Consider the following 24,047-nt stretch of genomic DNA (forward strand, 5'->3'; position numbering starts at 1 on the left):
ATACCCCATTGAGTATTCATAAAGTGGCTTCGTTTCATCTTATTTTATGTAATTAATTAGGAATGCTTAATTATGAAATCTTCAATCAGCACAGTAGCACTATTCGCGGTACTAACTTTGCTAATAAGTGGTTGCCAGCAAGAAAGCCAACCTACAAAATCTGTTTCTGTTCCGGCAGTTTCTTACGTGGCAGTCACCGCAAGTGAGCATAAAATTGATACAAAAATGCAAGGCCGAGTGGTGGCATCCTCCATTGCTGAAGTTCGCCCACAGGTTGGCGGTATCGTGCAAAAACGTTTGTTTACTGAGGGTAATACCGTAGAGCAGGGTGAGTTGTTATATCAAATTGATCCTGCAACTTATCAAGCCGCTTACAATGAAGCAAAAGCCAGCTTGAGCAGCGCTAAGGCTGCCCTTGAAACAGCGAAATTAAAAGATGAGCGTTATGCAAGTTTGTTGAAATTTGAAGGTGTATCCCAACAAGATGCTGACGATGCGCATGCTACTTATCTGGAAGCCAAAGCCAATATCGAAAAATATGAAGCAGCGTTAGCCACTGCCGCTATTAACCTTGAGTTTACCAAGGTGACTGCGCCAATATCTGGCCATATCGGCATCTCCAACGTTACCCAAGGGGCGTTAGTAACGGCTCAGCAAACAGATGAGTTAGCCACTATTCGTAAGTTAGACCCTATTTATGTCGACATGACCAAAAGTAGTAAAGAGATGCTTAAATTGCGTCGATTACTCGGCTCAAATGGGATTTCAGAAGGTTCAACGGAAGTGTCACTTACTTTAGAAGATGGCTCGGAGTATGACCACAAAGGCCAGTTGAAAATGCAGGAAGTGTCAGTTGATGCGTCAACGGGTACCGTGACGCTTCGTGCTGAATTTCCCAATCCAAATGGTTTGCTATTACCCGGAATGTTTGTAAGAACTCAAGTGAACGAAGCGGTTGATGAGCACGCTATATTAGTGCCTCAACAAGGTATTTATCATTCAGCTTCGGGTGAAGCTTATGCCTATGTGATTGATGAAAATAATGTAGTAGAAAAGCGAGTGGTTGAAACCATTAACGCGGTTGAAAATAAGTGGCTGATTTCAAGCGGTCTATCAGAGAATGATAAGCTTTTAGTTGAAGGCGCTGGCAAAGTACGTCCTGGTAGTGAAGTAAAACCTGTGCAGGTTGAAATGAACGACCAAGGAACCATGATAACCGTGGTTAAGCAAGAGCAAAATACTTCCTCTACACAAGTGGGAGTCTAGTAAATGTTTGCTCGCTTTTTTATCGATCGCCCGGTATTTGCATGGGTTATCTCAATCATTATTATGCTCACAGGTATTGCCTCTATTTTCTCTTTACCTGTTGCTCAGTATCCAAGTGTGGCACCACCTACAATAAGTGTAAGTACTAGCTACATAGGTGCCGATGCGACTACGGTTGAAAATAGTGTAACGCAAATATTAGAACAGCAACTCACTGGCTTAGATGGACTGTTGTATTTTTCATCTTCGAGTACTTCAGATGGAAGTGCATCGGTGAATATCACCTTTGAAGAAGGCACCGACGCTGATTACGCTCAGGTACAGGTGCAAAATAAAGTACAACAAGTTACGTCACGTTTTCCAGAATCAGTGCAAGATCAGGGGGTTACGGTCACCAAATCGAATACTGACTTTCTTTTAGTGACCGCGCTGTACGACAAAACAGATCAAGCGACAGCCTTTGATATAGCCGATTACATTTCCTCTAATTTACAAGACTCATTAGCCCGTGTTGAAGGTGTGGGGGATGTGAGGGTTTTCGGTTCTCAATATGCGATGCGTATTTGGTTAGACCCAAATAAACTTGCTGCATACGAGCTAATGCCATCAGATGTCAGCAGTGCCTTAAGTGCACAAAACGTGCAGGTTCCAGCAGGTAAAATCGGTGCGGTCCCCACGTTAGCAAATCAAGAGTTAAATGCCACAGTGACGGCACAATCAATGATGTCTACCCCGGAAGAGTTCCGCAATATCATCATTAAATACGATTCTACCGGTGCAAATGTACGCTTAAGTGATGTGGCGCGAGTAGAAATTGGCAGTGAAAGCTATAGCGCCATTCCTCGTTTGAACGGCCACCCTGCGTCTGGTATCGCTATCATGCTATCTCCTGGCGCTAACGCACTGGACACTGCTACTCGAGTTAAGGAAAAAGTGGCGGAATTATCGGTAAATTTACCTGATGGCTATGAAGTGACTTTCCCCCGTGACAGCACTGCCTTTATTAAAATATCCATTAGTGAAGTCGTACAAACCTTAGTTGAAGCGGTTATTTTAGTTGTCTTGGTAATGTGGCTATTTTTGCAGAATTGGCGAGCCACCTTAATTCCGGCCATCGCTGTTCCTGTTGTTTTGTTAGGGACCTTTGGCGTACTCCAAGCATTTGGTTTTTCAATTAATACCCTCACCATGTTTGGCATAGTGTTATCTATTGGTTTGTTGGTGGATGATGCAATAGTCGTGGTTGAAAACGTTGAACGCTTGATGCATGAAAAGAATTTATCGCCACGAGACGCAACTATAGAGTCAATGTCGGAGATCACTGGCGCGCTGATCGGAATTGCAGTTGTATTATCTGCGGTATTCTTACCCATGGCATTTTTCGGCGGTTCAACAGGGGTAATCTATCAGCAATTCTCAATCGCTATTGTCTCTTCCATGACATTATCGGTAATCGTTGCATTAACCCTCAGCCCGACTCTGTGTGCAACGATGTTAAAGCCATCTGAACGTAACCCCGAAGGAAAAGGCTTTTTCGCCAAATTCAATCGTACCTTTGATCGAATGACTGAATCATACACCGGAAAAGTACAAAGTATGGTTACCCGTAAAGTCCGTTGGCTACTCGTTTACGGCGGAATTGTGGTGGCGCTAGCATTACTTATTGTGCGCTTGCCAACCGGGTTCTTACCGCAAGAAGATCAAGGCAGCACTATGTTCCAAATTGTTTTGCCTCCAGGTGCTTCAATTAAACGTACAAAAGCGGTAGCTGAACAGGTAGAGCAATATCTAGTAGAAAATGAGAGTGAAGATGTTATTCGTATGTTCTCAATTGCTGGCTTTAATTTCACTGGAAGTGGGCAAAATGCTGGTATGGGGTTTGTGGCGTTAAAACCTTGGGATGAACGACCCAACGATGATCAAAGTGCCGAGGCCCTTATTGACCGTATGAATAAAAATCTATCAGGGATACGTGATGCCCAAGTTTTTGCAATGTCACAGCCTGTTATTCAAGGTTTAGGGCAAAGTAATGGATTCACTTTCGAAGTTCAGGCGGCAGCTGGTACCTCTCGTGAAGAATTAACCGAGCTGAAAAATGAACTGCTAGTACAAGCGCGGCAAAGTAGCCTTCTTGTAGGTGTGCGTGAAGGTGCACTAGGAGATACTCCACAATTGAAAATTGACATTGACAACGGCAAAGCAACATCCCTTGGTTTGTCGCTATCTGATGTGTCCAGCACCTTAACAACAGCATGGGCTGGGTCTTATGTTAATGACTTCATTGATGGTGGACGAGTGAAAAAGGTTTACTTGGAAAGTGATGCTCAATTTCGTTCGAAGCCAGAAGATTTGGGCGACTGGCATGTTCGCGGTTCCAATGCGGACGGTGAAACTACCATGACACCTTTCTCTGCATTTAGCAGTGCAACTTGGTCAAATGCCCCTCAAAGCTTATCTCGGTTTAATGGTATTGCGTCTTATCAGCTGCAAGGTGCTGCTGCCAGCGGTGTTAGCTCTGGTCAAGCTATGGCTGAAATGGAAAGGCTTGTTCAAGAAGTTGGGCAAGGTAAATTAAATTACGCTTGGAGTGGATTGTCATACCAAGAGAAGTTATCTAGCGGGCAATCAGGCTATTTATATGCTATTTCGATTTTAGTCGTATTCCTCGCGTTAGCAGCGCTGTACGAAAGTTGGTCTGTGCCATTATCCGTTATTATGGTGATCCCATTAGGTGTGATTGGTGCTGCACTTGCCGCGACTTTTAGAGGTTTGGAAAATGATATCTATTTCCAAGTTGCGTTGGTAACTACCATTGGATTGGCTTCAAAAAATGCCATTTTGATTGTTGAATTTGCAGAGGCTTCTTATCAGCGAGGTATGTCGTTGGTAGATTCAGCAGTACACGCAGCTAAATTGCGCTTAAGACCGATAATTATGACATCCCTGGCGTTTATATTTGGCACCATACCCTTGGCGATTTCATCAGGTGCTGGTGCGAATAGCCGTATCTCAATTGGTACTGGTATTGTTGGTGGCACCTTTACCGCTACGATATTAGGTATTTTCTTTGTTCCGCTATTTTTCGTGCTTATTCGTGGTTTCTTCCCAAAAAGACGTCCAGTTTACGATGATGCTAATGATTTAGCCAATGACAACCAAACTAAATTGGAGAAAGCCGATGTTTAATTTCTCTTTACCTAAAACGGGAGTCGCAAAATTACTACCCATAGCTGGTGCATTGGTGTTAGCAGGTTGCAGTACCTTAGGGCCTGAATATTCTCGTTCAGATCTTCCTGTTGCAGAAACTTGGGAGAATGCACCGCAAGGCGAAATCCAAGGCTTGTCTGAGCAACAAGCCATTGACTTGCCTTGGAAAAGCTTCATCAAAGATCAGCGCTTAAGCCAAATTATTGAGCTGGCTTTGAATAATAATCGAAGTCTACGTCAGACCTTAGCAGATGTTGAAGCCGCGCGAGCGACCTATCGAATCCAGGACGCGAATTTGTACCCAACTATCAATGCAGGGTTAAGTGGTAATAGAACCAAAGCGTCGTCGGGTACAATTAGCACAACTTACGAAGCAGAAGCAGGTTTAAGCAGCTACGAAATCGATCTTTTTGGCAAAAATCGCAGTTTAAGCGAAGTCCAAATGGAAGCCTATTTGTCGAGTCAAGAAACGGCTAAAGCGGCAAAGATTTCATTAATTGGTGAAATTTCTAATGCTTGGTTAACCTTAGCGGCAGATAAGAATCAACTTAAATTAGCCCAAGAAACAGCAAGTAATGCTGAAAAAGCTATGGAAATAACCAATAAGCGCTTAGAAATGGGGGTTGATTCTAGAATCGATGTGGCCAGTGCGGAAACCATTTACTATAACGCCCGCTCGGATATTGCGAGTTACACAACCCAAGTGGAACAAGATCTGAATGCACTGCGCTTGCTGGTAGGTGAACAAATTGATGAAAACTTACTGCCTGATTTACTGCCAAGCAGCGAAACCTTAGTGGCAGATGTGCCCGCTGGTTTATCCTCCTCATTGCTATTGCAACGTCCAGATGTATTAGCTGCTGAGCACACCTTAAAATCGGCCAATGCAAACATTGGGGTTGCCAGAGCCGCGTTTTTTCCCACCTTATCATTAACGGCAACCGGTGGTCTTGCTAGCTCAGTGTTAGCCGACATATTTAGCGGCGGCGCAAGTTCAATTTGGACTTTAGCCCCAAGCATTACCCTGCCTATTTTTGACGGTGGCGCTAATGATGCCAACTTAGCCTACAGTGAAGCTCAGCATCAGAAATACCTAGCTGCTTATGAATACGCAATCCAAAGCGCGTTTTCCGAGGTGGCAGATGCGTTAGCGCGCAGGGCAACAATTCAAGATCAATTAAACAGTGAAAAATCCTTAGTCCTCGCCTCTACTCGTAGCTATGTTTTATCCCTTGCTCGCTATAAAGGGGGTATTGATAACTTTCAAAGTGTTTTAGAAGCCCAGCGAACCATGTATCAAGCTAATCAATCGCTTATTTTAACGAAACAAGCGGATTTGGAAAATCGTATTACCTTGTATCGAGTATTAGGTGGCGGTTTGGCTGATGATAATGCTTCATAAAGTAAATGAGTAAGGGTTAATAATCATGAACGTTTTATTAGTTGAAGATGATATAGACCTTGCAACAACCATTGTTGATTACCTGGAAATTGAAGCTATTGAGTGCGACCACGCAAGCAATGGATTAATGGGGTTGAATTTAATCGAAAGTAACTCCTATCAAATGATAATTCTCGATATCAATATGCCGAAGATGGATGGGTTAACCCTTTGCAGTACTTTGCGGGAAAAAGGCATGGATATTCCCATTTTGATGTTAACCGCGCGGGATAGTTTAGAAAATAAATTGCAAGGATTTGCAGCGGGTAGTGACGATTATTTAGTTAAACCTTTTGCCATGAAAGAGCTGGTGGCACGGGTACAAGTGCTGGCAAAAAGACGCAGTGGTGAGGCTAAAAAGTTATCTGCCGGTGATTTAAGCTTGGACTTAACTCAGCATAAGGCAAATTTGAAACAAACTACTTTGAAGCTCTCGCCAATGGCATTTAAGTTATTAGAGGTACTGGTGCGAGCGTGTCCGCAAACGGTGAGTCGACAACAACTTATTCAGCAAGTTTGGGGTGATGAACAACCCGATAGCAATAGCCTTAAGGTACATGTTCATCATCTTAGAAAGCAATTAGATGTTGAGCAGAGTAACGTAAAACTGGAGACTGTATCCGGTGTTGGTTTTGCCATTAAAGTGAGTCAAGAAGGACAACAATCGTGATAATCAGGCCAAGCCTTAAACTACATTTTTTCTTAAGTGTTGTATTGCTTGGCTCTTCAATGGTGATTGGTTTTTCTTTTTTAAGTGTCAATTACTTTGTTGACGGCCTGGATAGAAGCTTAGCAGGAGTTATGCGCGAACTCGCCAAAAACACGGAAGTTGAAGATCAACATCCTAAAATCGTTGCCGGTATTCATATTGCCAGCCGTTGGCAAGATACCCCTGAAATGATTCAACAACAATTTAAAAATCGTCCCGTAAGAGAGGGGGAGCTACTAAAAATAAAAGATCAAAGTACATTTTTATCCATGCCAAAAAACTTGTACTTCGTGATGCTTTACCAGAACCAAAAAGGTGAAGACCGTTATATATCAAAATTGTTACTTGAAAAAGACCTGGTACCCGCTTATTCCGATATTCATCCAACTAACCGGCTCATTTGGACACTGGCAATAGCGACTGTTGCCATCTTACTGTTTGCATTGTTGCTAGTTTTAATTATGCTTAAAGTTACTAAGCCTATTAAATCTTTGAAAAATTGGGCGAAGTCCTTAGATCAGCGTAACCTCCAAAAGCCTCCCCCAGATTTTACCTTTAGTGAGCTCAATGAATTGGCTTCTTTACTGCAAAGTAGCCTGGTGTCAGCACACCAAAGTTTAGAACGAGAACAACGTTTCCTCAGTTATGCCAGTCATGAGCTGCGAACACCCGTTGCGGTCATTCGCAGCAATGTGGATTTGTTACAACGATTAAATGAAAAGATGCCAGCCAGTGAAAAGCAGAAACAAGTCTTAGAGAGAATCCAGCGGGCAGGTCTTACTATGACCAACTTAACCGATACTTTCTTGTGGTTAAGCCGCAATGAAGAAATACACATATCCAATGAGCCCATTAGTTTAGGTGAGAAAATTAATCAGGCCTGCAGTGATCTAAGTTATTTGTTAAGTGGTAAACAGATTGAGTTGAAAGTGGAAACCGACGATAGCAAGGTTAAGGTTGTTGCAGTTGCCTGCCATATTGTCATCAATAATTTAATTCGAAATGCTTATCAGCATACTCAACAGGGTGAAGTGCATATCAAGCAGCAAGGTAGCCGGATTACTATCATTAATAGTAATTCCACAAGTGATAATAATGCTTCGGTGGTAGACGCTAATGATGACAAAGTCGCTTTTGGATATGGGTATGGACTTGGCTTGCAGTTAAGTGAAAAAATTATTAGCAACCATGATTGGTTGTACGAAAAAACCAGTACTTCAGGCTTGTATCAGGTGACGGTAGATTTTAGTGGCTAAAACTAATTACCCTTAGTTTACGAATTTACTTTAAAATTCCACCTCTTTATAGATTAATCTAGGGCAAGACTATTCGCCCCAATGGACAGATATGCAATATAAACAGAAACGATGGATCAAGATGTTCATCGGCGTCATCCTCGTATGTTCAGGGTGTGCGACCATAGCAAGCCTAGATTTAAACCGACTTTATGGCGAAGAAAACACGCAAAATAGAACTCATGCCATGACTGCACAATCTTCACCAGAAAGTGCTGCAACTGTGTTTTATGAGAGCGAAGTTGAACCTGTTATTAATGCTCGTTGCGTGGTTTGTCATGCCTGCTACGATGCCCCTTGTCAGTTAAAAATGACCCATCCAGAAGGAATAGAGCGAGGCGCTAACAAAGAAAAGGTCTATCACGGCTCGCGTCTCATTGCTGCCACGCCCAATCGTTTATTCATTGATGGGCAAAACTCAACTGAATGGCGAGAGCGGGGGTTTTACCCAGTCTTAAACGAACGTGAACAGAGCGCAACAGCGAACACGCAAGCTTCAGTTCTAGCTAAGATGCTCACCTTAAAACAGGAAAATCCCTTACCAGACGATAAATTGCTAGATGAGCGTTTTGATGTGAGTATTGATCGCAGTCAACAATGTCCAACAGTGCAAGAATTCGAAGGGTATGCCCAAAGCCAAGCCTTTGGCGGTATGCCTTATGCGCTGCCTGAATTAAGCAATGAAGAACATAACACTTTGATGAAATGGATTGAAGCAGGTGCTTACATGCCTTCTGCTCCAACTATTTCAGCTGCAGAGCAACAAGCCGTCGAGAAACTCGAAGCGTTTTTGAACGGTGATAGTTTAAAAGTACAATTAAGTGCCCGTTACATTTACGAACATCTGTTTAGCACTCATTTGTATTTTAGTGAATTAAGCGAAAGCAATGTTCAACCGCAATTCTTTAATATCGTTCGTTCTCGCACACCATCAGGCGAGCCAATCGAAATTATTGCCAGTCGTCGCCCTTTTGATGATCCTAAGGTGGAACGGGTTTACTACCGCCTGTTCCCCGTTACTTCAACAATCGTCAATAAAACCCATCAACCTTATGCAATCCATAAAGCCCTAACCGACAAATGGCAAAAATGGTTTGTAGATGCCGATTATACGGTGACTGAAATGCCAAGTTATCAGCCTCAGGTAGCGGCAAATCCGTTAACTGCTTTTGCTCAACTTCCGGTAAATGCCCGTTATCGTTTTATGTTAGAGCGGGCACAAAATACCATCATGGGGTATATCAAAGGGCCAGTTTGTCGCGGGCAGGTGGCGTTGAATGTAATAAACGATAGATTCTGGGTGTATTTTGTGAAACCTGAAGTGGCCGCTTCAGCGGAGATAAATGCATTTTACGACACTCAGAAAAATAATTTGCGCTTACCTGCAGAAAAAGAGAGTACTGCCTTTGCTGTCACTTGGATTGAGTATGCTTCACGCCAAGGTGATTACATGCGCGCCAGACAAAGCTTTATGAATACCGAATTAAAAAAAGGCTATCATTTTAATCCTGAAGATATTTGGGATGGAGATGGTGAAAACAAAAACGCGACATTGACTGTCTTTCGTCATTTCGACAATGCCACTGTGATTAAAGGATTAGTGGGTAAACCGCCCAAAACGGCATGGATTATCGATTACGCGTTGTTGGAACGTATTCATTATTTACTTGTGGCCGGCTTTGATGTGTACGGTAACTATGGTCACCAATTGATGACGCGGTTATACATGGACTTTTTACGCATGGAAGGCGAAACCAACTTCTTGGCTTTTTTACCGCCAGATAGTCGCCGCAAAGAATTAGCTGCCTGGTATCAAAAATCAGGCCCCGAATTGACGTCTTTTTTTGAAGGTAACGTGCACATTTTTGACCAGCCAAGTGGGATTGAGTACAAAACCAAAAATCACAAAAAAGAACTATTTGGTATTTTTGCTAAGCATTTAGAAAAGGTGCAACCACAGCGTTATAATTTAAATAACAGTAAGTTGGCTACTAATAGCCAAGCACTTCTGGCTCAATTGGGCAATATTAAAGGAACGGGGGCATCTATTCTGCCTGAGTTAACCATGATTATGGTTGAACCTGCAGATGGCAAAACCGAGGAAATTTTCACACTGGTGCGTAATAGCGCGCATTTCAATGTGAATAGCTTATTTTCTGAAAATGACAACCGAGATCCCAAAAATGACAATGTGACATTAGTGCATGGCTTGCTGGGAAGTTATCCCGATGCGTTTTGGCGAGTAAAAGAAATCCATTTGGCATCCATGGTTGCATTGGCTCAACAAATTGAAACAGAACAAGACTACACCACATTTCTTGATACATTTGCGGTGCGCCGTACCTCGAAAGACTTTTGGCAATTTAGTGACAGACTAAATCAATTGTTCATGCAAGATAATCCTGTTGAAGCTGGTTGGTTAGACTACAACAGGTTGGAAAATCGTTAGACTAAATCAGATAAAACTATGACAAAGTACAAGGAGTCTTGGCTCTTGTTTTTTGTTTCGGGCATTTCTCGGGGCATTTCTCGGTTTTGTAGCATGGTCTTTAGGCCATGGGTTTTCTCGGGGCATTTCTCGGTTTTGTAGCATGGTCTTCAGGCCATGGATTTTCTCGGGGCGTTTCTCGGGGTTGTAGCATGGTCTTTAGGCCATGAAGTTTCTCGGGGCGTTTCTCGATTTTGTAGCATGGTCTTTAGGCCATGGGTTTTCTCGGGGCATTTCTCGGTTTTGTAGCATGGTCTTTAGGCCATGGGTTTTCTCGGGGTATTTCTCGAGGCATTTCTCGGGGCTAAAGCACCCGACTACAGGATTTTTGTATAAAAGTTGTATTTGTAGGGATTCTAATGATAATTTCGTTTCTGGAATAGAAATCACTAGAAAAATTGTATGTACTAGTGATGTTGGGAATCTACAGAGGAATAAAAAAATGGATAATAATGAAAATAGCCCGTATCAAGCGCCGGAGTCTGATCTCACTTCGACCGAGGCACCTTCTGGAGAGTGGGTTTATACTGGGCCATCAAATAAAGCTGTTGGCGATGGAATGACATGGATATCTGAGGGCTTTAGTTTATTTAAACAAGATATAGGAATGTGGATAGTAACAATGATTGTTGGCTTTATTGTTGCAATCGTTATCAATATCATTCCGTTTGTTGGTTCCCTTATTAGTATGTTTTTAACCTATATTTGGGTTGGTGGACTAATGCTGGGTTGTCAGGCTGCCGCAGAAGGCAAACCCTTTGATATTAAATATCTGTTCGCTGGGTTTTCTTATCGCGCTGGCAGGCTGGTGGGACTATCTGCAATTGGCGCCGTTATTAGTATCGTCGTTATGTTTGTTGCTATGGGGTCGGTATACATGGATATCCTTGCAGGAGAAAGTAATCCTGAAATGATGGGTACCCAATTTTGGTTATCATTTTTAGTCGCAATGGCATTAATGTTACCAATGGTCATGGCGGTGTGGTTCGCCCCTGCTTTAATCGTTTTACAAGATATGCCGGTTTTCGCAGCAATGAAAGCGAGCTTTATCGGCTGCTTTAAAAACGTGATGCCATTCTTAGTTTACGGCATAGTGATGTTAGTGCTGTATATTTTAGGTGCAATACCGCTGGCGCTAGGATTGTTGGTTGTTATTCCTTTGTTGTTTACATCCATGTATGTTTCTTATCGTTCAATCTATCTAAGTAAAGCGGTTTAAGTCACTAGTTATCATTGGATTCACTAGCAGCTAGTGAATCCAATGTTTAATATTAAGACAGGTAAGCCCCCATTGAAGCGATGAAAATGAGCATTAAATGAGGCGCTAAAACTGTCGGCGTCAAAGCATTGGTTAGGTAACTAGCCGCTAATTTCGTGCTGCTAGGACGATTAACTTCCCACAAACTATTATATTGCATGCCATCGTCTTGAATTGGATTCAACAAACCTTTTTCAACGATTAACAGACGATCCGATATTCTGCCTTGAAACGTTTTCCAAATGCCGTCCAACATCCAAAATACACCACATAGCAATGGGATGATAAAGTCTAGTTGTACATGCAAGACTAAAAAACTGCATATCACTCCACTAAACACCTTAATCAATAAAGAAAACTTCTCATAGCTGTCGTACTGATACTGTAATGTTGTCCATTCTTGATGAAGGGCGTTAGGTGTCATTGTATTCAACGTTCTTTCCTTATTATGAATGGGTAAAGTCAATGGTTTGACTGTTAGATATCAGTATTGCAGACAAAAAAACGGCTCACAAGGAAGCGTTGTATATTTAGAGTGCTCCCCTTCATTTAAATGCGTAAATCAAATCTTTTCAATTGGACCTAATCTTAATTCTGATAGTCAGTTTAGGAGATTGAAAACTGTCTTTATATACAGCTTTTGTGTTAACATTATTGCCATTGAAGGATTCAATTTGAGACATGGAAATGCACAATCTAAAAACTATTTTGGTGATAGCAACTGCCTGTTTTATAGGCTTGATTGTTGTGCCGTATGCGCAAGTTATTTATTCAGGAGATCCAAATTTGAACACTGAAATGGTCAAAGGCAAGTTCGAAGTCACCATGCAACCACAAACCGACGTAGACTTTTCAATGGGCAGAATGACCTTGGATAAAACTTACTATGGCAAGCTTGAAGGCAAATCGACAGGTCAAATGCTAAGCCATATGACAGAAGTGAAGGGATCTGCTGGTTATGTGGCAATGGAATCGTTCACTGGCACCCTTGAGGGCAAGACGGGTGTTTTTGTTTTATTGCACAAAGGTGTTATGAACAAAGGCGAGCAGTCTTTAGAGATTATAGTTGTTCCAGACTCTGGCAGTGGTGACTTGTCAGGTATAATAGGCACAATGAATATTGAAATTGAAGACGGCCAGCATTTTTATATTTTTGATTACAAATTGCCTTAGTGATTTAAAGGGCTGTTGAAAGAGTCTCTTTCAATATAATAAAGTGGCACACCCAGCCGCGACGTTCTAATCCTTAATTTCTATTTAAGTAAAATAATAAAGTGAATTGATTTGATTGTTTTACTTGCATTTATATATAAGCAGTTATATAAATGTTTATATAGAGAGGTTTGTATGAACGAAGATTTTTTAAATGAATTAGGTGAGCTAGCATTAGGCAGTCGTTTAAAGCGGGTCAGCGAAAGAATGATGGCTGATGCCGCGGCGGTTTATCAGCATTTTAATATGAATATCCAGCCCAAGTGGTTCACATTGCTGGCTTTATTAGACAAAAAACAACAGGTAAGTGTGGTTGAAGCCGCCAATTTATTGGGCTTAACTCAACCTGCTCTGAGTCAATTTAGTCGACAACTTGCATCTAAAAAACTCATTAACATTACCCTAGACAGCGAGGATTCAAGAAAAAGAATACTTAGCTTGTCACTTTTAGGCCGCCAAAAAGTAGACGAAATGCGTCCAGTGTGGGTGGCTGTTGATAAAGCGGCTAAAGATCTATGTGCAGAATTTGAAAATCACTTTTATGGCTCATTACAAACTTTCGAGAAAGCTCTTAAAGAGCGTTCATTGCTTGAGCGTAGTAAAGATCATTTCGAACAATTAAATTCCTTAGAAAATACCAATATTGTGGATACTGACATGAGAACAAGCCCCCTCACCTTTCTAGAGTTTGAACCTGAATTAGCGCCATTCTTTGAGCAAATTAACCGTCAGTGGATTGAAAAAATGTTTGTTCTCGAGGACGTCGACAAACTCGTTTTAGGTCGGCCTCAGGAATACATTATCGATAAAGGTGGCAAGATTTGGTTTGCTAAGCATGCACAATTAGGAGTTGTTGGCGCTTGCGCATTATTGAATAAAGGGGATGGTGCATTCGAGTTGACCAAAATGGGCGTATTAGAGAATGCACGTGGCTTAAAAGTAGGTGAGAAACTTTTACAGCACGTGATTGCCCAAGCGCAATTGCTAGCAGTGGACTGTTTGTTTTTATTGACCAATGGAAAATGTGAAGCCGCTATTCATCTCTATGAAAAAAATGGTTTTCAGCATGACCGCGAAATTATGGAAAAGTATGGGAAAAGTTATCAAAGGTGCGATGTGGCGATGCGCTGGGTTGGCACATCGCCAGAGTCAAGTTAATCCTATCTAAGCCAAATTTTACTTAATTATAGAGTTTCACACCACTGTGCTAGCTCTGTACTTACGGGCTTATTGTGTTCGGCTAAAAACGCTAAATAGGTTTTTGCATCACGATTGATGATACGCTCAATTGGAAAGCCAATGGATTGTGCATGGGTAATACATTGTTCATAGTTGCCTAAATTGTAGGCAATGTGCGCATCACTTGAAAACACTACTTTCCAGTCGTGTTTATCCACTAATTCCAATATGCGAATACAGTTAGGTTCACTGCCTTGGCGAGATTGAATAAAAGAGCTGTTATTTATCTCAGGCACCACATTATGCTCTTTAGCCGCTAGGATCACCGCCTCATAATCTAGAGGGAAATTTGGATTACCAGGATGGCCTATGATCTGACAATCTCCCGATGCTATGGTGTTAATTACAGCTTGAGTGTTAACGGCTTGCGTTCCAGAGGGAAAGACTGGTTCATGAAAGCTAGCAATCACAAAGTCTAAAAATGGTTTCATTCCTTCTGGCACATCTAAACCTCCCTCTGGCGGTAATATATTGGCTTCGATTCCTTTTAAACACGCCACTCCATCAATTATTCTGGGGATAACGTTACGATTACCAAAATGCCAAGGATGAGGGGAATCGGGCATTTGCGGGCCATGATCCGTTAGTGAAAACATTTGCATCCCTTTTCTTTTCGCTTCAACAAAATACTCATTGACTGTGCTGTAAGCATGAGTGCTGGCGATGGTGTGAGAGTGGGTGTCTACAAGTATTTTCATACGGGTTCGTTTCCTTTAGAAATTTGACGGCATAAATGTTACCGATTAGGGAGTTGAGAATGTGATCTAAGTTGCCCATGGGGTAGTTAACGTTAGAGCAAGTTTATAACTTATTTATATTGCGCCTCCATGACAGGATTTGATTCATAGGAGCTTTGGCCAATGCAAGAGGTGTGTTGCAAAACTATACACAAACAGTATATCAATTTATGCTAGTTTGGTGAATCAAAGAACAAAAAATCAACTTGATAAACACGAAAATATTCAATCATGCAGTTCGTAACTGGTTTTAATACGAACACAACAGTGACGGAGATCTAAATGGATAAATTCATGGCCGCAGCCATTGATGAAGCAATCAAAGGCAAACAAGAGGGGGGGATCCCCATAGGTTCTGTCATTGTTTATCAAAATAAAATAATCGGCAGAGGACATAATCGCAGGGTGCAATCAGGCAGCCCCATTTTACATGGTGAAATGGATGCCTTTGAAAATGCGGGTCGACAAAGCGCTAGTGTTTACCGTGAATGTGTTTTGTACACAACTTTATCGCCATGCTCAATGTGTTCGGGTGCCATTTTATTGTATGAAATCCCGAAAATTGTAATAGGTGAAAATCAGACCTTTATGGGGGAAGAGCAATTACTTCAAAGTAGAGGGGTCGAACTAGAGGTTCTTCAAGAGCCCAAATGTATTCAACTTATGGATCAATTCATAACTGAGTCTCCTGAATTATGGAATGAAGATATAGGTACTGATTAGTAATTATAATTGACAAATAGTATTTTATATTTAACCTGATGTTAAATATATTTGACATGGGGTTTGTTTGAGTATACATTTTATCCAATTAGTCTTGGAGAAAAATGTATGGATATGTCATTTAAAGAAAAAAGTCATTGGATTTCCTTAGTTAGCACAATCTGCATATTTGGTTATTACTTTTACAATATCGTGATGCTTGAAGGTGTTCCTGCGGAGGAAGCAAAAGACGTTGCAAAAACTCTACTCTTACAGGCAATTGTTTTGAGTATTTTAGTCGAGGCAGTGTTGCACGGCATGTTGGCAGCCACTAATCATAAAGCCGCCGAAATGGGAGCCGATGAAAGAGATAAACTGTTTGAGTATCGCGGTAATCAGGTTGGTTATACTATTTTAGTGCTCGGGGTTGTTATCACCCTCGGGAGAATTATTACCCTAGAATATAACCCTGAACTGTCGAATTTCTATCCGTCCAGGCAAATTCCGCTGTTAACGGCGCATATATTGATGTTTAGTTTTATTTTGTCAGAGGTCGCTCGATTTTCTGTCACGTTATTTAATTATCGTAGAGGATATTAAGGTGGCAGGTATACCCATAGTTAATCGTATACGTGAAAAGCGCTTCTTTGCAGATGAAATGACCCAACAAGCGTTGGCCGACAAAGTGGGAGTAACCAGACAAACCATCATGGCCATTGAAAAAGGTAAGTACTCCCCTTCGTTAGAGGTGGCCTTTAAAATGGCCGAAGTGTTTGAATGTCACCTTGAAGATATTTTTCAATATCAACCTGAATAAATTAGTACCATTTTAGAACATCAGCAAAGTATAATACTGCCTATTAACAATGAATTTAAGTTGTTTGAGCAATATTAGAAATGGGGCAATTCCTTTTGAATTGCCCATTTTTTCAAATATTGGCAAACTTCGGAGTAGATAAATGAGCAAGCCCGATAATTGGACAATTGAAGACGCAGAGAAGTTATATGGCGTTAAGCGCTGGAGCGGCGATTATTTTGAGATTGGTCCAAACGGAAATTTGCACGTTACACCTGATGTAACCAATGCTGAAATGCGCATAGATTTTAAAGATGTAATTGAAGAAATCAAAGAAGAAGGTATTCAGTTTCCTGTGGTGCTTCGATTCCATGACATTCTGCGCTCACAAGTTGCACTATTAAATGAAACTTTCATCAGAACCATAAAAAATGCTGACTACGAAGGACAGTATCGTGGTGTTTACCCGGTGAAAGTGAACCAGATGCGCGAAGTGGTTGAAGAAATTGTCGATGCGGGCAGTAAATACGCTTATGGTTTAGAAGCCGGCTCTAAAGCGGAATTGCTCACTGTTTTGGCGTACAACACTAACTTAGATTCCCTCACTATTTTGAATGGCTATAAAGATGAAGAGTTTATGCGTCTTTCACTGATGGCCCGTAAGCTGGGACGCAAAATTATTGTCGTCATTGAAAAGTATTCGGAACTTTTATTATTGGTAAAATTAGCCAAAGAACTGGATATTGAGCCTATCATAGGTTTGCGCTCTAAAATGACCGTGAAAGGCCAAGGAAAGTGGGAAGGTTCCGGTGGCGATAGAGCTAAATTCGGATTAACCAATACAGAGATTATTCAAGCTGCCCGTTATCTTGAGGCTCAAGGCATGGGGCAGTGTTTTAAATTGCTGCATTTCCACATTGGTAGCCAGTTAACCGACATACGTGCGGTGAAAGACGCAATTAGTGAAGGGGCCATGATTTACTCTGAATTGCATCATATGGGCTTCAAACTTGATTATGTGGATGTGGGCGGTGGTCTTGGAATTGACTATGACGGCAGTAAATCCACCAACGATTCCTCACGCAATTATACCATTGGCGAATACGTTGCCGACGTTGTATTTGGAATGAAAGAAGTCTGTGATCTCGAAGGTGTGCCTCACCCAACCCTAGTGACCGAGAGTGGCAGAGCGATTACTGCCCACCATAGTTGTGTTGTTGCTGAAATTGTCGGAGAAATACGCTCCAATAGTGCTGAAATGGAAACGGGTTTTGAAGAACACGAGCATATTCTCGTCACTAATATGCGCGACCAGATACGTTTGTTGGAAACCCAGGAAAACCTCCAAGAAATTTTTAACGACGCATCACAATATAAAGAGCAGGCGGTGTCTGCTTTTAAACTTAGAGTCATTAGCTTTGAGGAATTAGCTAAAATTGAAACCTTGTATTGGCAAATTATGGTGAGTCTGCAAGAGCGTATGCAAACCGCAGATTTTGTACCAGAAGAAATGCAAGAATTGGATTACAACTTATCATCTCAGTATTTGTGTAATTTCTCGGTATTTCAATCGGCAGCAGATACCTGGGCTATTGACCAAGTTCTGCCAATAGTGCCACTGTCCAGAATGAATGAGCGCCCAAATGTAAATTGCTCATTGGTGGATATTACCTGCGACAGTGACGGTAAAATTGACAAGTTTGTGTTAGGTAAAGGGATTTCAGATGTCTTGCCCATGCACAAATTGAACAAAGGTGAAGATTACTATTTGGGTATGTTTCTAACCGGGGCGTATCAGGATGTGATGGGCGATATGCACAATTTATTCGGACGTCTAAATGAAGTGCATATTTTCAGTCATGATGATGATCCCCTCGATTTTTATATCGAAGAAGTGGTGAACGGCTCCTCTGTAGATAATGTGTTATCGATTATGCAATACAATCCTACCTTTATGGCGGCATCGGTTAAGAAGTTAATTGACGCGAAGATTGCTGAAGGAGAAATTAAGCCACGAGAGGGTGTGAAGTGGACAGATTTCTATGAAAACTGCTTGAAAGGTTATACCTATTTAAAAACCTCGTAATACTTCACCAAGGCGGTATTTTGAATGCCGCCTTGAGTTTACTCACCCGTTTGTTTTGCCAGTTGTTGCTTTTGAACAGCATCGTAAGTTTCAAAGTACGCCTGCCAGAATTTGGCGGTAAAACTGTTGATCAGATTTGATTCTGCATTCATCAACATTGCATAACCTACTTCCTGATCGGGTGCGAAAGACACATCGGCGCGATAGCCTTTCACCCAACCACCATGATAATTCAACTTGTGACCGTTAAAGTCGTAAATTCGCCAACCCAATCCATAGTGAGCATCTTTTAAAAATCGCCGCCAATCTCTTCTGCGTAATTCACGTTTTGTTTTAATTCTTTCTGCGGTGACGGTTTTCACAATCTCTGGGGAAATAATCTCTGGGTATTCCCCTAACATTGCGCGTACCCAAATGGCCATGTCTTCTATACTGGCATTCACGCCCGCAGCAGGTCCGAAACGGTAATAATCATCTTGTACTTTGGTTTCACGCCATTTAGAACGAGTAATTGCCACATGGGGTTTCGCCCACTTTGGCGAACTCTGTAAACCTTGTCTACCTGTGCTGGCATGGGGCATCTTTAATGGTTCAAAAATGCTCTTACTCAGCTCTTCGCCATAAGTGCTTTTTTGATTAAAGTAATAATCTTCAAGGACACCAAACAAGGCGTTTTGATAGGTATAACATTTCCCCGGAGAACACAGTGGTTCTAACTTTGCCAGTTGTCCTAGAACGCGTTTTAAGGAGTAATTGGCTTCTATTAAATTGTCGTAAGCATTAGGTATATAGCCACTTGACTGACTCAATAAATGCCCAAGGGTAATGGGGTTGGGATCTAAACGATTAAAACCATATTCGGGTACAATTTCCAGTATGGGGGTTTGCCAAGTGAACTGTTTTTCAGCGACTTTTTTGGCCATCAATATACCGGCGAATGTTTTCGACACAGAAGCCAATCTGAAAACCGTATCGCCGTCGATTTTCTCACCAAAATTTTCTGTTAGGCCATAGCTAATTACTTTGGCTGGTTCGCCTTTACGTACAAAAACCAGAATATAACCAGGAACATTATGCTTCATAGCTTGTGCTTGGGTTTTTGAGGCAAAGTCGTACAACCAACTATCTTCCTTTGCAAAAGCAGAGGGGCAGGTAAATACGGTAAACCAAAAAAGGATAATTAAAGTTAAGCTTCTCATCCCTATAAGGATACTAGGTGAAGGAAGGCGAAACAACAGACAAATCCATTCACAAGATTGATGAACCAAAAATATATCAGTTCCGTTTTCAGCGCGTGTTATTCAACTTTTGCAGGTACACTTGGGATATATAAGGTAAAAGTGGCGGTTATGGATACAATTCAAATATATCAACAAGCGCGTAAATCACGTGATCCTCGTTTTGACGGTCAATTTTATGTTGCTGTAAAAAGTACCGGGATATTTTGTCGACCAATCTGTCCCGCACCTTCACCGAAAGAAGAAAATGTTGAATATTACCAACTTGCACCGCTGGCCATGCAAGCTGGTTTTCGGCCTTGTTTACGCTGTCGACCTGATAGCGCGCCAGGGTCCTGTGCATGGAAGGGCACTACCACAACACTTGAGCGGGGTATTAAATTGCTGCGTGCTCACCCAGAATTAACAGTGTTGGACATTTGTGGCAAACTAGGCGTAAGTGATCGCTATTTGCGTGAGCTTTTTCAGCAAAAACTCGGAATATCACCGAAAAAGTTTCGTTTGTTTGATCAGTTGTTGATAGCTAAAAATCTGCTGCATAATAGTGAGTTAAGTATCGAAGATGTTGCAATTGCCAGTGGCTTCTCCAGTGCTCGTCGATTACAAGCTCACATGCACGCTACTTTGCAGCTTACGCCAACACAAATCCGCAAAAATGGGCGTACCAAACCGCTTTCTTTGAATAAGAGTGAGGCTGCTTCACTGCACATTCAGCTGGCTTATCGAGCGCCCTATAACTGGACGCATTTAAGGGACTTTCTAAAATTACGTGCCATTGCTGGTATCGAGACAGTAACAGAAAATAGTTATACAAGGAGTTTAACTTACGGTACAGCAACGGGAGTATTTACTGCCACACATAACTCAAATAGGCATTGTTTCGATATTGAACTGAGTATCAGTGATTTAAGTTGTTTCCAAGGTGTTGTGCTGCAAATCCGCCGTTTATTGGATTTAGATTGCGATCCTCAGGTCATTTATTCACGTTTACTCGCAACAGGTTTACCGCAAAACGTGATTGCTTCAGGAATACGCATTCCCGGAGTTTGGAGCGTTTTTGAGGCCAGTTGCCGTGCGGTTTTGGGCCAGCAAATTTCAGTTAAAGCGGCGGTGAATTTGGTTTCTCAATTAGCTCAAGAACTGGGTGGAACGTATAACCAACTGCGTCTTTTTCCGACCCCAGAGGCTATAGCAGAGTCAGATTTGAGCTTTCTCAAAATGCCCGACAAGCGCCGGCAATGTCTGCGAGACTTAGCTACGTTTTATAGTCAAAAAGGTGAGTGGCAAGATATGCAAAGCATTAAAGGCATTGGCCCTTGGACTGTGGCGTATGCCGAGATGCGTGGGCTATCTAATCCGGACATCTGGTTAGATTCTGACTTGATAATTAAAAAGCAAATTCAACAACATTCATTAACACCCCAAGACGCCGCACCTTGGAGAAGCTATCTTACTTTTCAATTATGGAATATGGCATGAATAATATCAGTGATTTATATTACAGTTACTTAGACACACCCATTGGGCAAATAGAAGTGTGCGCCAATAACAGCAATATTGTTTCCATATATTTTTCTGATCTTAAGCAAGATTTTTATCAGGGCAATCCCGTTACAACGGAAGCTGTTACTCAATTGAAAGCCTATTTTAAAAGACAGTTAACACGCTTTGAGTTGCCCTTGAGCGCCAAGGGGACAGATTTTCAACTTCAAGTGTGGCAGGCATTAGCCACTATTCCCTATGGCGCGACATGCAGTTATGCCGATATAGCCAATACATTACAAAACCCTAAAGCCGTGCGCGCGGTTGGGGCGGCGAACGGCAAAAATCCACTTTCTATTGTTATCCCTTGCCATCGTGTTATTGGCAAAAATGGCACCCTCACAGGTTATGCTGGGGGCCTAGCGCGAAAATCATGGTTGTTAGATTTTGAACAGCGCTCCTAATCTCAGTAGTTCAAGGAAAGGTAAATGAAACAATGCGATTGAAAGACATTTTTGAACTCGTACTTTTGGGGGCGCTTTGGGGCTCGTCATTTTTATATATGCGTTCTGCAACGCCAGAGTTTGGCGCGTTTGCCCTCGTGGCGGTGCGGACGGGGATCGCGGCATTGTGTTTACTTCCCATACTATTTTTGCGTAAAAAAGCCTTTGTGGTTAAGCAATATTGGCGACCAATTTTATTTGTAGGCCTGGTCAATACTGCCATTCCTTTCGTTATGTTTAGTTATAGTACGGTGTTGTTGGGTGCAGGTATGGCTTCTATTCTAAATGCTACCGCTCCTATGTTCGGTGCCATAGTTGCGTTTTTGTGGCTTAAGGAGAGATTAAACGAACTGGCGGTGTTTGGATTGTTTATCGGTTTTAGCGGTGTCGTGGTCATCAGTTTAGTTCGTACCGGGGTTGAATTGCACATGTCTATCTTGCCTATTTTAGCGGCGTTAGGCTCAACCTTTGCCTATGGAATAGCCGCCTGTTATACCAAAAAACACCTTACTGGTATTAATACTCTTGCTATCGCTACTGGCAGTCAGGTATTCGCTACCCTAGCTTTAATTCCCTTTGCTGTGGTGCTTTGGCCGCAACAAATGCCTTCTACCCATGCTTGGCTACAAGTAGTCGTATTGGGAGTGGCTTGTACTGGTTTTGCCTATATTTTGTATTTTAGATTAATTGCCAATATAGGGGCATCAAAAGCCATTACCGTTGCTTATTTAGTGCCGGTTTTTGGCGTACTTTGGGGCGCACTGTTTTTACAAGAAGTAGTAACGCTAGGAATGCTGCTGGGAGCGGGATTAATTTTGCTTGGTGTGAGCTTAACAACGGGCGTTATCAAATTTAAATTAAAACTGGCCTAGGTTGAGTTAAACGAATAGTAAGTACTCACACTTACTACTCGGATTTTGATAGCTGCATTCTCACAATGTTACGCCCATCTCGTTTGGCTTGATATAAAGCGTCGTCGGCGTAGCCTACCACTTCGGTTAGAGGACGTTGGGTATCGGTATGTGAAACGCCGAAACTAGCGGTAACTTGAAGAGAAGCAGAACCCGTAGAAGCAGTCATTTGCGACATATATTCACGTAGCTTCTGAGCAACTTCGTAGGCCTGTTCAGGGCTGGTATCAGGTAATAAAAGTAAAAACTCTTCACCTCCCCATCGGCCTACAACATCGCCATGACGCAAATGGTTATTCAACATATTAGCAATTTGTTTAAGAACGTTGTCGCCTGCATTATGGCCATGGGTGTCGTTGACAGCTTTAAAGTGATCAATGTCAATCAAGATAAGCCCTACCTGTAGTCCTTTATCCAGCATTTCGGCATAACGCAACTCAACTTTATTGCGGTTAGGTAAACGGGTTAGTGGATCTGTCTGGAAATTTTTCTGCATGTCTTGCTTGAAGTAATAAAGCAAATGATAGATGAGCATGAATAATGCGAATATGATCACTAATAAGGTTACGACACTGATGATGAAACTACGACTGATTTCGGTTTGTCTGTCTTGTAGGGGAGTTAATAAGTACATTGTCCAACCGAATGGATCAACTTTAACTTCAGCAATGAGCGCATCCATCCCTGACGTCTTTACCAATAAATTGTTCAAAGAACCTTCGGGTAGACTGTCTACATCTATATCTTGATACCAATCTAAGCTTTCTAAGGTTTTGAATGTCGCATTTTCAACGATTAAATCGGGATCAGAAGATAGGGCAATATTGTTGTCTTGATCAACAAAAATGAAATCATAGCCATACTGGCGTTTATACTGGTCGAAGATATCTACAAAGCTATCGAGGCTCTTACTCGTTCCAAAAAATCCTAGAAATTCGCCTTTGCTATCATATATTTTTAAATCAATATAAAAGTGCGGATCTTGCCATTGGCCGATATCTGCGATTGCGTCCTTAGGGACTTCTTTGTAACGAAAATACCAATCAACTTCTCCTTCAACGAGTGCCAATTGAGATCCATCTGAATTATACTGAATACGACTGCTTTCACTGGCAATAAAGAATTCCATATTGAACTCATTTTCTAGCCTTTCGAGCATCGAAAACATCGCGCTTTCGTCGATCTCCTTATTTTTCATTAAATCTTGTAATTCTTTGGCCTTGCCTAAGGTTTTCGACACATGCAAAGGTTCTAATAAGTGATCAATGATGAGAGTGATGGCGGGGGAAATGGATTGTTGTTGGGCTCTGCTTTGCTCAGCCACAATTTTAGACGCAGTGAAGTGCACAAGGGTCACAATAGAGATAACCACTACAGCAAATAAAATTAGTATACTACGGTGTAAAGTTCTAAAGGCGTTCAACGAAATCCACTTTCCATTTAATAATCTCAAGACGCTATCTTAACGATAAGTGGC

20 protein-coding genes are annotated in these 24,047 nt (G+C 41.8%); 16 read left to right on the plus strand and 4 right to left on the minus strand.

All coding sequences use genetic code 11. The features are described from left to right. The first annotated feature begins 72 nt into the window (after window positions 1–72). The 7 genes from ACYVIL_RS12575 to ACYVIL_RS12605 all read left to right on the plus strand — a co-directional run bounded on the left by ACYVIL_RS12575 (window position 73) and on the right by ACYVIL_RS12605 (window position 11,625). A complete protein-coding gene (locus ACYVIL_RS12575; protein WP_460312649.1) occupies window positions 73–1,266 on the plus strand; it encodes an efflux RND transporter periplasmic adaptor subunit in 1,194 nt (397 codons plus the stop codon). 3 nt (window positions 1,267–1,269) lie between these two features. Beyond that, a complete protein-coding gene (locus ACYVIL_RS12580; protein WP_460312650.1) occupies window positions 1,270–4,452 on the plus strand; it encodes an efflux RND transporter permease subunit in 3,183 nt (1,060 codons plus the stop codon). After that, entirely contained in the window at window positions 4,445–5,875 is a 1,431-nt protein-coding gene (locus ACYVIL_RS12585) for an efflux transporter outer membrane subunit (protein ID WP_460312651.1), read from the plus strand. Before ACYVIL_RS12580 ends, ACYVIL_RS12585 begins: the two co-directional genes overlap by 8 nt. Window positions 5,876–5,897: 22 nt before the next feature. Then, window positions 5,898–6,584 (plus strand): response regulator transcription factor, encoded by a 687-nt coding sequence (locus ACYVIL_RS12590; RefSeq protein ID WP_303476313.1) that lies wholly within the window; start codon window positions 5,898–5,900, stop codon window positions 6,582–6,584. Continuing rightward, window positions 6,581–7,879: a sensor histidine kinase gene (locus tag ACYVIL_RS12595; RefSeq protein ID WP_460312652.1), complete on the plus strand. Its 1,299-nt coding sequence runs from the start codon at window positions 6,581–6,583 to the stop codon at window positions 7,877–7,879. Before ACYVIL_RS12590 ends, ACYVIL_RS12595 begins: the two co-directional genes overlap by 4 nt. Before the next feature lie 91 nt (window positions 7,880–7,970). Continuing rightward, window positions 7,971–10,367, plus strand: coding sequence for a fatty acid cis/trans isomerase (locus tag ACYVIL_RS12600; protein WP_460312653.1), 2,397 nt, complete (start codon window positions 7,971–7,973; stop codon window positions 10,365–10,367). Window positions 10,368–10,848: 481 nt separating this feature from the next. After that, window positions 10,849–11,625 carry a BPSS1780 family membrane protein gene (locus tag ACYVIL_RS12605; RefSeq protein ID WP_303476229.1) on the plus strand — a complete coding sequence of 259 codons (777 nt, stop codon included), beginning with the start codon at window positions 10,849–10,851 and terminating at the stop codon, window positions 11,623–11,625. A 52-nt stretch (window positions 11,626–11,677) separates the two neighbouring features. Here the strand turns inward: ACYVIL_RS12605 and ACYVIL_RS12610 are convergent, their stop codons facing one another. After that, the gene (locus ACYVIL_RS12610; protein ID WP_303476232.1) at window positions 11,678–12,097 is read right to left on the minus strand and encodes a hypothetical protein; all 420 of its coding nucleotides are present in this window, start codon (window positions 12,095–12,097) and stop codon (window positions 11,678–11,680) included. 353 nt (window positions 12,098–12,450) lie between these two features. On the opposite strand from ACYVIL_RS12610, the gene ACYVIL_RS12615 reads away from it, so the two are divergent. Together ACYVIL_RS12615 and ACYVIL_RS12620 are read left to right on the plus strand one after the other, a co-directional pair. After that, a complete protein-coding gene (locus tag ACYVIL_RS12615) occupies window positions 12,451–12,837 on the plus strand; it encodes a DUF3224 domain-containing protein (RefSeq protein WP_460312705.1) in 387 nt (128 codons plus the stop codon). 174 nt (window positions 12,838–13,011) lie between these two features. Then, complete coding sequence (locus ACYVIL_RS12620; protein WP_460312654.1) at window positions 13,012–14,034, plus strand: bifunctional helix-turn-helix transcriptional regulator/GNAT family N-acetyltransferase; 1,023 nt, start codon at window positions 13,012–13,014, stop codon at window positions 14,032–14,034. Window positions 14,035–14,060: 26 nt separating this feature from the next. On the opposite strand, the gene ACYVIL_RS12625 is transcribed toward ACYVIL_RS12620, so the two are convergent. Continuing rightward, the gene (locus tag ACYVIL_RS12625; RefSeq protein ID WP_460312655.1) at window positions 14,061–14,813 is read right to left on the minus strand and encodes a PHP domain-containing protein; all 753 of its coding nucleotides are present in this window, start codon (window positions 14,811–14,813) and stop codon (window positions 14,061–14,063) included. Window positions 14,814–15,134: 321 nt separating this feature from the next. On the opposite strand from ACYVIL_RS12625, the gene ACYVIL_RS12630 reads away from it, so the two are divergent. The 4 genes from ACYVIL_RS12630 to speA all read left to right on the plus strand — a co-directional run bounded on the left by ACYVIL_RS12630 (window position 15,135) and on the right by speA (window position 18,436). Next, window positions 15,135–15,575 carry a nucleoside deaminase gene (locus tag ACYVIL_RS12630; RefSeq protein ID WP_303476241.1) on the plus strand — a complete coding sequence of 147 codons (441 nt, stop codon included), beginning with the start codon at window positions 15,135–15,137 and terminating at the stop codon, window positions 15,573–15,575. 108 nt (window positions 15,576–15,683) lie between these two features. Further along, window positions 15,684–16,154, plus strand: a complete 471-nt coding sequence (locus ACYVIL_RS12635; protein ID WP_460312656.1) for a hypothetical protein — start codon at window positions 15,684–15,686, stop codon at window positions 16,152–16,154. 1 nt (window position 16,155) lies between these two features. After that, on the plus strand, window positions 16,156–16,371 hold the full coding sequence (locus ACYVIL_RS12640) for a helix-turn-helix transcriptional regulator (protein ID WP_303476245.1): 216 nt from the start codon (window positions 16,156–16,158) through the stop codon (window positions 16,369–16,371). 142 nt (window positions 16,372–16,513) lie between these two features. Then, entirely contained in the window at window positions 16,514–18,436 is a 1,923-nt protein-coding gene (gene speA / locus ACYVIL_RS12645) for a biosynthetic arginine decarboxylase (RefSeq protein WP_460312657.1), read from the plus strand. 38 nt (window positions 18,437–18,474) lie between these two features. Here speA and ACYVIL_RS12650 read toward each other — a convergent pair whose 3' ends face one another. Beyond that, on the minus strand, window positions 18,475–19,635 hold the full coding sequence (locus ACYVIL_RS12650) for a serine hydrolase domain-containing protein (protein ID WP_460312658.1): 1,161 nt from the start codon (window positions 19,633–19,635) through the stop codon (window positions 18,475–18,477). 150 nt (window positions 19,636–19,785) lie between these two features. Between ACYVIL_RS12650 and ACYVIL_RS12655 the strand changes: the two genes are divergently transcribed. Genes ACYVIL_RS12655 through ACYVIL_RS12665 form a run of 3 tightly spaced genes read left to right on the plus strand, consistent with a single transcriptional unit; the run spans window position 19,786 to window position 22,531 of the window. Further along, entirely contained in the window at window positions 19,786–21,153 is a 1,368-nt protein-coding gene (locus tag ACYVIL_RS12655) for a DNA-3-methyladenine glycosylase 2 family protein (RefSeq protein WP_460312659.1), read from the plus strand. Then, window positions 21,150–21,620 (plus strand): methylated-DNA--[protein]-cysteine S-methyltransferase, encoded by a 471-nt coding sequence (locus ACYVIL_RS12660; protein ID WP_460312660.1) that lies wholly within the window; start codon window positions 21,150–21,152, stop codon window positions 21,618–21,620. The genes ACYVIL_RS12655 and ACYVIL_RS12660 overlap by 4 nt, the downstream gene beginning before the upstream one ends. Window positions 21,621–21,652: 32 nt before the next feature. Further along, on the plus strand, window positions 21,653–22,531 hold the full coding sequence (locus ACYVIL_RS12665) for a DMT family transporter (RefSeq protein ID WP_460312661.1): 879 nt from the start codon (window positions 21,653–21,655) through the stop codon (window positions 22,529–22,531). A gap of 34 nt (window positions 22,532–22,565) precedes the next feature. Here ACYVIL_RS12665 and ACYVIL_RS12670 read toward each other — a convergent pair whose 3' ends face one another. After that, window positions 22,566–23,993, minus strand: coding sequence for a sensor domain-containing diguanylate cyclase (locus ACYVIL_RS12670; RefSeq protein ID WP_460312706.1), 1,428 nt, complete (start codon window positions 23,991–23,993; stop codon window positions 22,566–22,568). Window positions 23,994–24,047: the final 54 nt, after the last annotated feature.

It is taken from the genome of Aliiglaciecola aliphaticivorans, assembly GCF_054782055.1.

Excerpts from the sequence above, each read along its gene's own strand:
- ACYVIL_RS12575 (WP_460312649.1), top strand. The coding sequence starts at position 73 with ATGAAATCTTCAATCAGCACAGTAGCACTATTCGCGGTACTAACTTTG.
- ACYVIL_RS12580 (WP_460312650.1), top strand. The coding sequence starts at position 1,270 with ATGTTTGCTCGCTTTTTTATCGATCGCCCGGTATTTGCATGGGTTATC.
- ACYVIL_RS12585 (WP_460312651.1), top strand. The coding sequence starts at position 4,445 with ATGTTTAATTTCTCTTTACCTAAAACGGGAGTCGCAAAATTACTACCC.
- ACYVIL_RS12600 (WP_460312653.1), top strand. The coding sequence starts at position 7,971 with ATGCAATATAAACAGAAACGATGGATCAAGATGTTCATCGGCGTCATC.
- ACYVIL_RS12605 (WP_303476229.1), top strand. The coding sequence starts at position 10,849 with ATGGATAATAATGAAAATAGCCCGTATCAAGCGCCGGAGTCTGATCTC.
- ACYVIL_RS12620 (WP_460312654.1), top strand. The coding sequence starts at position 13,012 with ATGAACGAAGATTTTTTAAATGAATTAGGTGAGCTAGCATTAGGCAGT.
- ACYVIL_RS12625 (WP_460312655.1), bottom strand. The coding sequence starts at position 14,813 with ATGAAAATACTTGTAGACACCCACTCTCACACCATCGCCAGCACTCAT.
- ACYVIL_RS12630 (WP_303476241.1), top strand. The coding sequence starts at position 15,135 with ATGGATAAATTCATGGCCGCAGCCATTGATGAAGCAATCAAAGGCAAA.
- ACYVIL_RS12635 (WP_460312656.1), top strand. The coding sequence starts at position 15,684 with ATGGATATGTCATTTAAAGAAAAAAGTCATTGGATTTCCTTAGTTAGC.
- speA (WP_460312657.1), top strand. The coding sequence starts at position 16,514 with ATGAGCAAGCCCGATAATTGGACAATTGAAGACGCAGAGAAGTTATAT.
- ACYVIL_RS12650 (WP_460312658.1), bottom strand. The coding sequence starts at position 19,635 with ATGAGAAGCTTAACTTTAATTATCCTTTTTTGGTTTACCGTATTTACC.
- ACYVIL_RS12655 (WP_460312659.1), top strand. The coding sequence starts at position 19,786 with ATGGATACAATTCAAATATATCAACAAGCGCGTAAATCACGTGATCCT.
- ACYVIL_RS12660 (WP_460312660.1), top strand. The coding sequence starts at position 21,150 with ATGAATAATATCAGTGATTTATATTACAGTTACTTAGACACACCCATT.
- ACYVIL_RS12665 (WP_460312661.1), top strand. The coding sequence starts at position 21,653 with ATGCGATTGAAAGACATTTTTGAACTCGTACTTTTGGGGGCGCTTTGG.